Origin of the sequence: Pseudoalteromonas sp. SiA1 (genome assembly GCF_018732205.1) — a bacterium.
GTDB lineage: Bacteria > Pseudomonadota > Gammaproteobacteria > Enterobacterales > Alteromonadaceae > Pseudoalteromonas > Pseudoalteromonas tetraodonis.
Genome location: NZ_CP076085.1, coordinates 686784 through 699592 on the forward strand (window position 1 = coordinate 686784; position 12809 = coordinate 699592).

The following is a 12809-nucleotide window of genomic DNA, read 5'->3' on the forward strand; positions in this document are numbered from 1 at the left end:
AACATAAAAAGAGCAGCGAAAGTGCTGCTCGTTTATTGAATGTTTTCAAGTTAGCTGTTTAAGCCAAATGGATCGTCAATGCTGTGGCTTGGCTGGGTAAACCAACGCGGGCCGTCATCTGTCATATAGAAGTGATCTTCTAATCTCACACCAAATTCATCTGGAATAACCAGCATTGGCTCGTTACTAAAACACATGCCTGTGGCAAGCGGGGTTTTATCGCCGCCCACTAAGTATGGCCATTCATGAATGTCTAAGCCAATACCATGGCCTGTGCGGTGTGGGCAACCTGGTGTTTGGTATTCAGGGCCTAAGCCTTGAGCTGCTAAGTAGCTGCGAGCTGCTTCGTCAACCGATTCACAGGTTTCGCCAAGGGCGGCTTGATTGAAAGCTGCTAACTGGGCCGCTTTTTCAAAATCCCAAAATAGGCGTTGGCGGCTGGTTGCTTCACCAAATACATAAGTACGCGTAATATCAGACAGGTAATCGTGCACTTTACATCCAGTATCGATAAGCACCATGTCGCCTTTTTTCAAAATTTGTGGATCTTTTACACCATGAGGGAATGAGGTAGCAAGGCCAAACAATACAATACAGAAGTAATTTCCCGGGGCACCTACTTTTTGATGCGCTTTTTTTATAAATTCTTCGACTTCTACTGTGCTAATTCCTTCATAAAGCATGCTCGCAGTAGCCTGATGAACCGCTAAAGTCATATCCATGGCGCATTGCATTAATGCTAATTCATTGGCTGATTTATGCATTCTACAATGTGCGGTTACAGGTTGTGCGTTAACTAGTTCTAATCCTGAACTGGCTTTATTGATGCCATCAAAAATAAAAAACTGTGCGCTTTCATCAATGCCCACGGTAGCGGTGTCGCTAATATTAAGCTGTTTCAGCACTTTAACGAATAGCTCAAAAGGGTTCTCGTGTTCTTGCCAGCCGTGTATTGGGCCATCAATGACTTTAAAGCCATTTAAAGAGCCAATTTCAAAGTGGGGGGCAATGTATTGCACCTCACCCGTGGCGGGTAAAATAGCGCCGACTAGTCGTTCACTGGCGTACCATTTCATACCGGTAAAATACGTTAAGTTGGTACCTGCATTTAAATATATCGCATCAATATTATTAGCTTGCATATAAGCTTGCGCTTTGGCCATACGTACTAAATACTCATCGGCCTGAATTGGCGTTACTGAGTGGGTCATATTGCTTAAACTATCAAGTGCTTGTTCGGGTGTGTGTGTACCAATACCAACTGTGGTCATATATTTCTCCTACAAAATTTTGCATAGTGTGTAGGCTAAACGCGTTCAATTCAAATTAATTGCGATTAGTGAACAAGGGATTAAACAAATGGGGGGAGTTATCAAGTCCCTCATTCCCAAGGACTTGATAACCTTGGGCTATTTTTTCGCGTAGGGTAAACGATTGAGCTTATTCGCCGTGTGGTAGCTATCTAATCCGGTTACTGCAACGGTATCGATGGCTTGTAAGTCTAAAAAGCCATCACTTTGAAGTGCTGATTTATCTACGTACACATCCATTATTTCGCCAATAACCAGCTCAGTGCCATTAACAGCTAAATGCTGGTTCTCAACAAATTTTACTGCGTATTTTAGTCGGCTTTGTGCAACAAAAGGCGCTTTAAAGTCGTTTAAGTACTCTGTTTTTAAACCCGTTGCATTAAACTCAGACTCGTCTTTGGCGTAACGTGCAGAGGTTTGGTGTGCTTGCTGGTATATATCACTGTTTACTTGATTAATGGTATAGATACCTGTTTCTATAATATTTTCGAATGTATGCCTTGGTACGCTGTGCGGGCGCATTATCATGCCTACTAGCGGTGGGTGTGCGCCTAAATGAATAACTGAACTGACAATGGCTAGATTAGTATTACCTTGTAAGTCTTGTGTGCCAATTAAGTTTGCACTTTTAAACCCTGAAAGTGAGTTGATAAAGTGTGTACGGGTATGTTTTTCAAGTGCGGCTATGCGGTCTTTCGAAAAATGCATGTGTTTGTTCCTTACCATTTTATGGTGTTTCCTTGCCAATCTAGGTAGGCAGGTTCGCCGTTGAGTTCTAGCTGTGGGTTTTCGTAAGTAAATTTAAATAATTGCTGAGCAACAAAGTCAGGGGTAAACAGTTTATCTGCGGGCACATTTTTTTGAAATGGCTTAGAGAGCTGTGTATCTGTAGTACCCGGGTGAAATAAAACAAGTTTGGTATTTTTAGCGCGACGAGCAAGTTCAATGGCGGCTGTTTTAAATAACATGTTCAGCGCAGACTTAGATGCGCGATAGGTATACCAGCCACCCAATTTATTGTCGTTAATACTGCCTACACGAGCGCTCAAAGCAGTAATTGTGCAGTGAGTTTTATGATTAAGCAGCGGCACTATACTTTGTAAGCACAGCAGGGGGACAAGTGTATTAGAGTGCAAAAGCTGCATAAAATAATCACTGTTAATTTCTTCGAGCTTTTTTTCCGGCATGTGCTGGTCGTTATGTAATTGACCATTAAATATAATTACCTGAGCAAGCCCAATTTGTTGTGACTTTAACGACTGGGTTAGCTCATTTAGGCTTTGCGCCGAGTAGTCGCTGTGGAAATAGGTTACCTTGTCATCATTATGCTCAATATTCGATGAGCTGACACAAATTATATTAAATTGTGTTGCTTGCTGATTTAAATGATTTACGTAGGATTGTGCAATGGCGCTACTGGCGCCAAATAAAATCACTGTTTTCATTTTTCACCTTTAGATTTGATATTGCATTGACCATTACTACACTGCGCATTGGGCATTAAAAAACGGCTAATGTGGTGACGATATTTTGCAAAAAAAGTGTAAGCATGATCGGCAAAAAAGCGAATTACTGGCAAACGAATTATTTTAAGCCAACGGTATTTCCCAACGGTGCGCCAAGCTTGATAAGTGACGTCTAAGCCGTAAATCATCTGCCCCTTATCAGTTTGGGCGTGCAATAAATCCATGGCATTTTGTTTATCGATTGCAGGAAAACGCTCACTAAAATCATCCGCATTTAAATCTTCTAGTGTAATTTTATGATCAACATCGGCACGTTTTAAATGTTGCATTTCTGCATTGCAAAGGGGGCAATTGCCATCGTAAAAAATGATCATGTTGTCGCTTTGTGTTTATTTTACATATGCTTTTTTACGACAAGGCGATGCAAATGGATCTATTAAATATTCCCGCTTAATGATATTAATAGGTCTCCAAGAAACGAAGGAGAGCTAGAAATGAGTGAACAATATGCCGCCTTGCGAGGTAATGTTAGTCTACTTGGTCAATTATTAGGACAAACTATTAAAGATGCCCAAGGCCAAGAGATTTTAGATAAAGTAGAAGAAATTCGGGCTTTATCAAAATCATCTCGCAGTGGCAATGAAGCCGATCGCCAAGCGTTAATTGATGTACTTCATGCGCTTAGTGATGAGGAGCTTTTACCGGTTGCCCGTTCATTTAATCATTTTTTAAACTTAGCTAATGTTGCAGAGCAGTTTCATACCGTATCACGTTTTAATGATGTTGGTTTTTGCCAACTAAATCCTCTCACTCAAACATTAAAAACGTTAGCAGCAAAGGCCGAACAAGGTCAGCTTAATCATAATCATTTAGCCGACACACTCTCAAAACTCCACATAAACTTAGTACTAACCGCTCACCCAACCGAAGTGACTCGCCGTACTATTATTAATAAACATGTTGAACTAAGCGATTGTTTAGCGTCGCTTGAGCGTACCGATAACCTTGCGCAAGAGCGCGAAGCGATATTAAATCGAATTGCGCAGCTAATTAGCCAAGCCTGGCATACCGACGATATTCGTCGTTCTCGCCCAAGCCCAGTTGATGAAGCTAAATGGGGCTATGCGGTAATTGAAAATAGCTTATGGGATGCCGTGCCACGTTTTTTACGTGAGTTTAGCCAGCATGTTAAACAGCATTTGAGCCTTGAGCTACCAGCTAACTACAGTCCGATAGAATTTACGTCATGGATGGGGGGGGATCGAGATGGTAACCCGTTTGTAACCGCCGAGGTGACAAAGCAAGTACTCGATCATGGCCGTTGGATGGCGCTGGATTTATACCAGCGTGATTTAGAAACTTTGTGTGCTGAACTTTCTATGTCTGATGCCAGCGATGAGCTTATTAAGCTGGCAGGGCAAGAGTTTGAACCTTATCGAGCCGTGCTCAAAGAGCTTAAAAATCAAGTGGCTGAAACAGTGATGTACTTAAGCGCTAAAATTAAAAATAAGCGTACAGAATCACAAGATTTAATTACTGATATTAACCAAATTAAGCACCCAATTGAGGTGTGTTATCGCTCATTGTTAAAATGCAATATGCAAGTGGTTGCTGATGGCTTGCTATTAGATGTGATCCATCGTGTAAATAGCTTTGGTTTGCGTTTGGCAAAACTGGATGTGCGACAGGATTCGTCAAGACACAGCGATGTGTTTTCAGAATTAACTCGTCATTTAGGTATTGGCGATTACAATCAATGGGAAGAGCAAGACAAACAAGCTTTTTTACTGACAGAGCTAAATTCACGTCGTCCGCTTATTCCTAGGCATTGGCAACCAAGTCCAGAAGTGCAAGAGGTGCTCGACACCTTTGATGTTATTGCACAGCAAGATGAAAAAACCTTTGGTTTATACATTATATCTATGGCACGAACCGCCTCTGACATATTAGCAGTGCAGCTATTACTTAAAGAGTCTGGCTGTGGTTTTGAACTGCCCGTGGCGCCTTTATTTGAAACCTTGGACGATTTAAACGATGGCCACAACGTCATCACTACGCTTTTAAATAACGAGTGGTACCGTGGACACATCAAAAACACCCAAAATGTAATGATTGGCTATTCAGACTCAGCCAAAGATGCAGGCATGATGGCTGCTGGTTGGGCACAATATGAGGCAATGGATAAGCTCGTACAACTAGCGGATGAACGCGGTATTGAGCTTATTTTATTCCATGGACGTGGTGGTACGGTTGGACGTGGTGGTGCGCCTGCTGCACAAGCATTGCATTCTCAGCCGCCGGGGTCGTTAAAAGGCGGGCTTAGGGTAACAGAGCAAGGTGAAATGATCCGCTTTAAGTTTGGATTACCCAATGTGGCATTACAAAGCTTAAATATTTATGCAGGTGCGGTACTACAAAGTAATTTATTGCCACCACCAGAGCCTAAATCACAGTGGCGTGAAGTAATGGCATTAATTAGCGATGTGTCGTGTCAGCACTACCGTAATGTGGTGCGCCACGATGAAAACTTTGTGCCTTACTTTAGAATGGCGACACCTGAATTGGAATTGTCAAAATTACCGTTAGGCTCAAGACCTGCAAAACGAAATCCAAATGGAGGGGTTGAGAGCTTACGTGCTATTCCATGGATTTTTGCGTGGAGTCAAAACCGGTTAATGTTACCTGCATGGTTAGGTGCATTAAGCGGACTTAAGGCCGCGCTTGAAAAATATGGAATTGAAACCTTAAGCGAAATGAGTTTGCAATGGCCGTTCTTTAGAGCACGTTTAGAAATGCTAGAAATGGTATTTAGTAAAGCGGATAGCTGGTTGAGTGAGCATTACGATAATGCGCTGGTGGAAGAGATGTATAAGCCTTTAGGTGTTGCCTTGCGAGAGGAACTTGGTGAGGCGATGACGTTAGTGCAATCATTAAGCCCACAAAAAAGCTTATTGGCTGATCAGCCTTGGATCAAAGAGTCTATTGGGCTTAGAAACCCATACACCGACCCGCTTAATGTATTACAAGTTGAGTTATTACGTCGTTCTCGTGGCGATGATAAAGGCAATGAAAATGATATAGACAATGCCTTGATGATCACTATGACCGGTATTGCAGCGGGTATGCGTAATACAGGTTAATCCAAAACTAGATTAGTTTTAGAGGGAACACACGACGTGTTCCCTTTTTTACGTTGAATAGGCTGGTATTTAGTTTGCCAACCTTTTACACTACTTGGCCATTGAACAAATAAAAACTATTATGGCTTCAGCAACTTTTAAAGTGCAACATAATACAGCACTTAGCAATTCACACATTTCTCTAAACGTAGCGCAAACGCAAGCTCTACGCAGTCAATTAAAAACTCAACGCGGTATTTTATATTCAAGCGATATTAAAGCGCTTTGCACCGAGCTTAATGTTAGCGACGATGCATTATTACAAGGCTTAGTGCCTATGGCTTCAGAGTTTTCCGTTGCACCTATTTCCAAATTTCATGTCGGCGCAATTGTAAAAGGGCTCGATTCACAAGGAAACACTACTTTTTACTTTGGCGCTAACGCTGAGTTTGACCATCAAGCACTTAGTTTAGTGGTGCACGGTGAGCAATCTGCAATTAATAATGCCTGGTTAAATGGCGGTAAAAAAATTCTTAAAATAGCGATTAGTGATGTCCCATGTGGGTACTGTCGTCAATTTATGAATGAACTCGCTGATGCGAAAGAGCTTGATATTTTACTGCCAGCACAAAACTTTAAATTGGCAGAGTTATTACCTCATTCATTTGGACCAACCGATTTAGGCAATGAGCACAGCTTATTTAACCCAGCAGAGCAAACTAATTGTTTTGAAAACAAACAACTTGATGAAAAGCTGATGAGCTATGCTTTAGCGGCTTATGTGCCATACAGCCAAAATTACAGTGCAGTAAAAATAAGTACGTTTGAAAACGGTGATTTTTATGGCAGCTATGCAGAAAATGCAGCGTACAGCCCGAGTTTATCGCCATTACAAAGTGCTGTGAGTCAGTTGTTTTTAGCAGGACTGAACTTTGATAAGCAAACAGTTAAATCAGTTACGTTATTAGAAACGGCTGGTCATGAAAACCAATCAGGGGTGGCAAAAGCCGTGTTAGCAAGCTTTACTGGCTTGCCAACACTTGAGGTTATTAGCGCAACATTAGCCAAGTAACACTTTAGCGGCTTCAAGTACCACGGCAACCGATTTTTTCTCAATCTCGCCGTGGTCTACGTTAGGAATTTCTTGACGTGTTCTATTTACTAATACACCTGCAACACAGGCTGCTTGTAGGCCAAGAGCGGCACACATAGTAAATAAAGTAGCCGATTCCATTTCGTAGTTCATCACGCCTAGTTTTTGCCATTCTTCACAGCTACCCTGTAATGACTTAGGAACATAACCAGAATGCGTATCATAACGCTCTTGTCCTGGGTAGAAGGTATCGCTTGAAGCGGTGATACCGATATGAAAATCGATGTTTAGGTTTTCACAGGCTTTTACCATCGCTTGAGTGGCAAAAAAATCAGAAACAGCAGGGTAGCACAGCGGTGCAAAATGCTGACTCGCGCCATCTAAACGAACTGAGGCTTGGCTAATTAAAATATCGCCTTCGTTAATGTGCGGCTGAATCGCGCCTGTTGTGCCAATGCGAAGAAAGCTACGTACGCCAAGTTGAGCCAGTTCTTCAACCGCAATTGACGTTGAAGGGCCGCCGATACCGGTTGAACATACAACCACTGAGTGGCCGTTTAATTGGCCTAAATAAATGTGAAACTCACGCGTTTGAGCAAGGCAGGTTGGATTATCTAAGAACTGTGAAATGCGTGCTGCACGATCTGGATCCCCTGGAACAATAGCCAGTTTTGCACCTTTTAAATCATCAATACACAGTCCTAAGTGAAATACTTTTTCCATAACTAAGCCTTTTTAATAAGAGTTGTTGTCAATTTAACATGATTACGAGAAACCTAAATGAAGTACAGGACGGATGTCCGTATTGATTTATTCATCAACTCTGAATATTCAATCAATGGCTAAAATTACTAACAAAATGAGCCAGTTGACTTGTTTGCTCAGACACTATATTCATACCTCAGAGCAAACCAGTAGCTAGCTAAAAGAGTTGTTAGCTAAATTTTAAATTGTTTATATTCATAAGGTTAGTTAGTAGGTTTTGTATTGTTTTGCCGCTGACCTAACCTCGCAAAACACAACGTTCAGTGATTTTTATAACCACAGACAATTAATTTTTAATTTATTCAGCGTTCGTCGTTTTGCATAACTACTCAATAATAGACAAGATATTCAGATTGAAAAAGGGTTTACAATGAGCACACAATTTCAAGCATTTAAAAATAAAGTTGAACACTGTTTATGTGCACCTGGCGACGGTGTATTCACGGTTAATACGGCAAAAGAACGCAAAGCAGCACTCAGAAATAAATTATATGGTCAAACTGAAAATGTCGATGCTTTATGGCGTGACTCGCTAAATGAATTACCTAACTCACCCCACAAAGCGGTTATGCTGGGGATTAGCTCTGATTGTGGTGGTGGTATTTTACGCGGTGCAAACTGGGGGCCTTTATTTTTACGTTCAGCTTTAATTGACCAGCAAACACAGTGTCGTTCATTTGACTTAGGTGATGTGCGCGTAATACCGCATTTATTACACGATAAATACTTAAACGAGGCAACAATTACCAATTGCCAAAAAGCGCTTTATGGCAATGACAATAACGATCATTTCGTAAGTCCACTGTCTATTACCGAAGATGTATGTGACAGCTTTTATGCAACATTCCAAGATAAAGGCATTTTTGGCATTGGTGGCGATCATTCTATTAGTTACCCGCTGACAAAAGCGTACTTAAAAGCAAAGCGTAGCCAAGGTAAGCGTACGGCTATTATTCATTTCGACGCCCACACCGATTTATTGGTTGAGCGTTTAGGCATCGATTTATGTTTTGGCTCTTGGTGTACCCATATTTTAGAATTTTTACCCGCGCCACATCATTTAATTCAATTTGGTATTCGCTCAAGTGGTAAGCCTAAATCACATTGGGAAAGTACCTTTGGCGTTAAACAGCACTGGGCTGCTGAAATTATTGAGCGTGGCGCAGCCGCTGTTGCTGCCGATACAATCGCGCAACTAAAGGCTGACAAGGTTGATGAAGTGTATGTAAGCTTTGATATTGACGCACTAGATGCTCAATTTGCCTCAGCAACAGGTACACCTGAAGAAAATGGATTAACACCACAGCATGCGCTTGATATTTTGTCAGCCATTGCCGATGAGTTTCCAATAACCGGTGCAGATATGATGGAAATCGCGCCGTTTACCGACAGCTCATTAGTGGGTCAATCAAGCTCAGAGACGACGCTTAGAGAAGGCGCTAAAATTTCAGCATTCTTAATTGCAGCAATGAATCGTTAATCCTAAAGGTCAAAATTGGCTATTTGTAAATAATCCGCTATATTAAATTTGCTTTTATCAAAAAAGTAACATCTTAAATTTTATATAGTGGGTTATTGTGACTAAGTGGTATTGTGTATTATTGTTCATTGTAAGTCATCATTGTGCGGCTAAACTTACTGTTGTAACAGAGAACTTCGCGCCTGCGCAGTATCTGGACGCGAATAACAATTTAGTAGGTGATGCTGCCGATAAAGTCCGATTAGTGCTTGATAGCGTAGGTATTGATTATTCAATTTCTGTAAACGATTGGAGTATGGCTTACAATATTGCACTGAGAGATCCCCAAACCTGTATATTTTCTATTTCTCGTTCGCCTGAGCGGGAACATAATTTTATTTGGTTTGCTAAGCTTGCCCAATTTGACACTAATTTTTACTCCCTTAAAAGCAAAGGTATTTCCTTAACTAATTTAGAGCAGGCAAAGCAATACCGTATTGCGGTTTTAAAAGATAACTACAGCCATCATTACTTACTTTCAAAGGGCTTTAAAGAAAACGAAAATTTAATGCTGTTTAATAGTTTTGATAATATTTTTAAGATAATCCAAACCCGAAGTTCGAGTATTGATTTAGTTGTTATACCAGCGCAGCGAATAAACCATGAACAATCTCATTTATTAAATAAATTACAACTCGAATTACTTATGCCCATCAATGCCCATCAAGCCCCTTTATATTTCGCCTGTAATAAAAATCTACCCGATAACGTAAAGCAACAACTTAGCGCGGCTTTTTCTTCATATGAGTCTAAACTATAAATATTAAGCTTTTGATTTTTATTAGTTATTAATATTATTTAAATATCAATTGCCCTGTCTATAAAAGCGTCTATAATCCAGCTGCTTTTGCTTGTAAAAGCGATTATTTTGGAGTTATAAATGGGTGATTTAATCGGAATTGCGTTATTAATCTTGATGAGTGCGTTATTTGCGATGTCAGAAATTTCGATTGCCGCTTCACGCAAAATTAAGTTAAGAGTAATGGCGGACGAGGGCAATGTGCACGCTTTGGCGGTTTTAAAGTTGCAAGAGCAGCCTGGGGCTTTTTTCGCCATGATCCAAATTACGCTCAATGCGATTGCTATATTAGGCGGGATTGTTGGCGAGCAAGCATTGTCTCCTTACATGCAAGAAATACTACAGCTGTTTTATCAAGGTCCATTACTTGGGCAAATTAGCTTTGTATTATCGTTTTTAATTATTACCTCGTTATTTATTTTATTTGCCGATTTACTACCAAAGCGTTTAGCGATGATTTTACCTGAGGCCGTTGCCGTGAGGGTGGTGACAATTATGCGCTGGGTTACTTTTGCGCTCACGCCACTGGTATTATTTTTTAATGGCTTAACCAATATTGTTTTACGGGTGTTTAAAGTGCCCAGTGAACGTGAAGATATTGTGACCACTGAAGATATTGTTGCGATGATGGATGCTGGTGCTGAATATGGCAGTTTACAGCAACAAGAGTATGATTTAATAGGAAATGTATTTGATTTAGAAGCGCGTTTCTTATCAAGCGTTATGTCACCGCGTGAGCAAATTGTTTATTTTGATATTGATGAATCTAGCGACGATATAGCAAATAAAATTATAGATCATCCGCACAATCACTTTTTAGTGTGCAAAGGTAATCTTGATAAGTTAATTGGCTCTGTTGAGTCTAAAGATATTTTACGCCAAGTACTCAAAGGTGAGGCGGCAAATATTAACGATGACATGCTTGATAAAGATATTTTTTACTTGCCCGAAACATTGAGTTTATCTGAAGCGTTAAATGCGTTTAAAACCGCTGTGCATCCTTTTGCGGTGGTAGTTAATGAGTATGCTTTGGTGGTTGGGATTGTTACGGTTAAAGATTTAATGAAAGGTTTTATGGGCGATTTAATTACTCATCAAAGTGAAGAGTTAATTATTGAACGCGACGCGAGTTCTTGGTTAGTGGATGGCTTAACCCCGATTGTTGAGCTGGCGAAGGTACTTGAAATTGATGAATTTCCTGATCAAAATCATTATGAAACCGTGGCCGGATATTTAATTTATACCATGAAACATATTCCTAAACGCGCAGAGTTTGTTTTATTTGCAGGTTTTAAATTTGAAGTTGTGGACGTGGAAGGAATTCGTATTGAGCAGTTACTAGTCTCTAGAGTTAATACTGACAACGAATAATGACAGCCAACATAGCTTAAGAGCAGCCAATGAAAGTTCATTGGCTGCTTTTTTTATGGGTGTTGCTTAAATAACTCAGCTATTGTTTGTGTTACTTATCTATTCAATTGTAAAAATGTGTAAATGTTGCTCAGTGGCTATTTTTAATTGCTGTACTATAGTTTAGAATGATCGTTCATTCTAAACTAAAAGGTATTTGACATGCAGCGTTCCCGCATCGCTTTTTTTGTATTTTCGGCCCTCGTTGGTTCTGTTGCTTTAAGTGGTTGTGATCAGGTAGCTGAACAACCTAAGGCTTCTGCTCCTGCAGCGACACCTGTTGGTGTGGTCACCTTAACAAGCCAAGCTATTACACTTAAAAAAGAATTACCAGGGCGTGTTAGTGCGTTTCAAATTGCTGAAATTCGTCCTCAAGTCAGTGGTATTGTTCAATCTCGCTTATTTGAAGAAGGCACACAGGTTGAGCAAGGCCAAGCGCTTTATCAAATTAATCCTGACATTTTTGAAGCAGAACTCGCAGCCAGCAAAGCGGCCGTTGCGCGCGCAGAGGCTAGTATTGCAAGCAGTAAATCTAAAGCGTCGCGTTATAAAGAATTGCTAGAAATTAAAGCGGTAAGCCAGCAAGACTTTGATGAAGCCGATGCAGCATACAAGCAAGCATCTGCAGAACTATTAACGGCAAAAGCACAGTTACAAAGCGCGCAAATTAATCTTGATTATAGCCATGTTTCTTCGCCAATTAGCGGCCAAATTAGTAAATCAAGTGTCACTGTCGGGGCACTAGTTAGCGCAGCTCAAACCACAGCATTGGCAACCGTTACTCAGCTTGATCCAATTTATGTAGATTTAACCCAATCAAGTAATGAACTAACTAAGCTAAAAAGAGCATTGGCATCGGGTTCTTTAGGGGTTGATTCAACCACGCAAACAGATGTTGAACTTATTATGGAAGATGGCTCTGCGTATCCTCATAAGGGAACATTACAGTTCTCTGAAGTGACGGTTGACCCAAGTACGGGTTCGGTAACGTTACGCGCGAAGTTTCCAAACCCTGAAAAACTATTGCTTCCTGGTATGTATGTACGTGCTGAGGTTGTTGAAGGGGTGAAATCTAATGCAATACTCGCTCCTCAACGCGGTGTTAGTCGCAATACTAAAGGCGAACCTACGGCTATGGTTGTTAGCAAAAACAACACCGTTGAAAGCCGTGTATTAAAGGTAGAGCGTACTTTGGGCGCTAACTGGTTAGTTACCGACGGTTTAGCTGATGGCGATCAATTGATTGTGGAAGGGCTACAGAAAATTCGCCCAGGCGCACCGGTTGCTGCATCACAAGTACAGTCATCAGCAAATAACAGCCAATAACG

General features: G+C 40.8%; 11 protein-coding genes. 6 read left to right on the forward strand and 5 right to left on the reverse strand.

The window, feature by feature from the left end; genetic code table 11:
* Window positions 1-50: 50 nt before the first annotated feature.
* The 4 genes from KK487_RS18405 to KK487_RS18420 all read right to left on the reverse strand — a co-directional run bounded on the left by KK487_RS18405 (window position 51) and on the right by KK487_RS18420 (window position 3150).
* A complete protein-coding gene (locus KK487_RS18405; protein ID WP_016899160.1) occupies window positions 51-1271 on the reverse strand; it encodes a M24 family metallopeptidase in 1221 nt (406 codons plus the stop codon).
* Between the two features lie 138 nt (window positions 1272-1409).
* The gene (locus tag KK487_RS18410) at window positions 1410-2018 is read right to left on the reverse strand and encodes a flavin reductase family protein (RefSeq protein WP_016899159.1); all 609 of its coding nucleotides are present in this window, start codon (window positions 2016-2018) and stop codon (window positions 1410-1412) included.
* A gap of 11 nt (window positions 2019-2029) precedes the next feature.
* Entirely contained in the window at window positions 2030-2755 is a 726-nt protein-coding gene (locus tag KK487_RS18415) for an SDR family NAD(P)-dependent oxidoreductase (protein ID WP_016899158.1), read from the reverse strand.
* Window positions 2752-3150: a thiol-disulfide oxidoreductase DCC family protein gene (locus KK487_RS18420; RefSeq protein WP_016899157.1), complete on the reverse strand. Its 399-nt coding sequence runs from the start codon at window positions 3148-3150 to the stop codon at window positions 2752-2754. The genes KK487_RS18415 and KK487_RS18420 overlap by 4 nt, the downstream gene beginning before the upstream one ends.
* 120 nt (window positions 3151-3270) lie before the next feature.
* Here KK487_RS18420 and ppc point away from each other — a divergent pair, with 120 nt between their 5' ends.
* A complete protein-coding gene (ppc, locus tag KK487_RS18425) occupies window positions 3271-5916 on the forward strand; it encodes a phosphoenolpyruvate carboxylase (RefSeq protein WP_016899156.1) in 2646 nt (881 codons plus the stop codon).
* A 121-nt stretch (window positions 5917-6037) separates the two neighbouring features.
* Window positions 6038-6967: a cytidine deaminase gene (gene cdd, locus KK487_RS18430; RefSeq protein WP_029609906.1), complete on the forward strand. Its 930-nt coding sequence runs from the start codon at window positions 6038-6040 to the stop codon at window positions 6965-6967.
* Here cdd and udp read toward each other — a convergent pair.
* Window positions 6956-7711 carry a uridine phosphorylase gene (gene udp, locus KK487_RS18435; RefSeq protein ID WP_008112319.1) on the reverse strand — a complete coding sequence of 252 codons (756 nt, stop codon included), beginning with the start codon at window positions 7709-7711 and terminating at the stop codon, window positions 6956-6958. The two genes, cdd and udp, sit on opposite strands and share 12 nt — an antisense overlap.
* A 412-nt stretch (window positions 7712-8123) precedes the next feature.
* Here udp and KK487_RS18440 point away from each other — a divergent pair, with 412 nt between their 5' ends.
* The 4 genes from KK487_RS18440 to KK487_RS18455 all read left to right on the forward strand — a co-directional run bounded on the left by KK487_RS18440 (window position 8124) and on the right by KK487_RS18455 (window position 12807).
* Window positions 8124-9233, forward strand: a complete 1110-nt coding sequence (locus KK487_RS18440) for an arginase family protein (RefSeq protein ID WP_008464328.1) — start codon at window positions 8124-8126, stop codon at window positions 9231-9233.
* 97 nt (window positions 9234-9330) lie between these two features.
* Window positions 9331-10032: a substrate-binding periplasmic protein gene (locus KK487_RS18445; RefSeq protein ID WP_128583030.1), complete on the forward strand. Its 702-nt coding sequence runs from the start codon at window positions 9331-9333 to the stop codon at window positions 10030-10032.
* Between the two features lie 120 nt (window positions 10033-10152).
* On the forward strand, window positions 10153-11442 hold the full coding sequence (gene paeA / locus KK487_RS18450; RefSeq protein ID WP_013463137.1) for a polyamine export protein PaeA: 1290 nt from the start codon (window positions 10153-10155) through the stop codon (window positions 11440-11442).
* A gap of 201 nt (window positions 11443-11643) precedes the next feature.
* A complete protein-coding gene (locus tag KK487_RS18455; protein ID WP_013463138.1) occupies window positions 11644-12807 on the forward strand; it encodes an efflux RND transporter periplasmic adaptor subunit in 1164 nt (387 codons plus the stop codon).
* The last annotated feature ends 2 nt before the right edge of the window (window positions 12808-12809 follow it).

What these genes read in the sequence shown, in the direction of transcription:
- KK487_RS18415 (WP_016899158.1), bottom strand. Translation starts at nt 2,755, where the DNA reads ATGAAAACAGTGATTTTATTTGGCGCCAGTAGCGCCATTGCACAATCC.
- KK487_RS18420 (WP_016899157.1), bottom strand. Translation starts at nt 3,150, where the DNA reads ATGATCATTTTTTACGATGGCAATTGCCCCCTTTGCAATGCAGAAATG.
- ppc (WP_016899156.1), top strand. Translation starts at nt 3,271, where the DNA reads ATGAGTGAACAATATGCCGCCTTGCGAGGTAATGTTAGTCTACTTGGT.
- cdd (WP_029609906.1), top strand. Translation starts at nt 6,038, where the DNA reads ATGGCTTCAGCAACTTTTAAAGTGCAACATAATACAGCACTTAGCAAT.
- paeA (WP_013463137.1), top strand. Translation starts at nt 10,153, where the DNA reads ATGGGTGATTTAATCGGAATTGCGTTATTAATCTTGATGAGTGCGTTA.
- KK487_RS18410 (WP_016899159.1), bottom strand. Translation starts at nt 2,018, where the DNA reads ATGCATTTTTCGAAAGACCGCATAGCCGCACTTGAAAAACATACCCGT.
- KK487_RS18440 (WP_008464328.1), top strand. Translation starts at nt 8,124, where the DNA reads ATGAGCACACAATTTCAAGCATTTAAAAATAAAGTTGAACACTGTTTA.
- KK487_RS18455 (WP_013463138.1), top strand. Translation starts at nt 11,644, where the DNA reads ATGCAGCGTTCCCGCATCGCTTTTTTTGTATTTTCGGCCCTCGTTGGT.
- udp (WP_008112319.1), bottom strand. Translation starts at nt 7,711, where the DNA reads ATGGAAAAAGTATTTCACTTAGGACTGTGTATTGATGATTTAAAAGGT.
- KK487_RS18405 (WP_016899160.1), bottom strand. Translation starts at nt 1,271, where the DNA reads ATGACCACAGTTGGTATTGGTACACACACACCCGAACAAGCACTTGAT.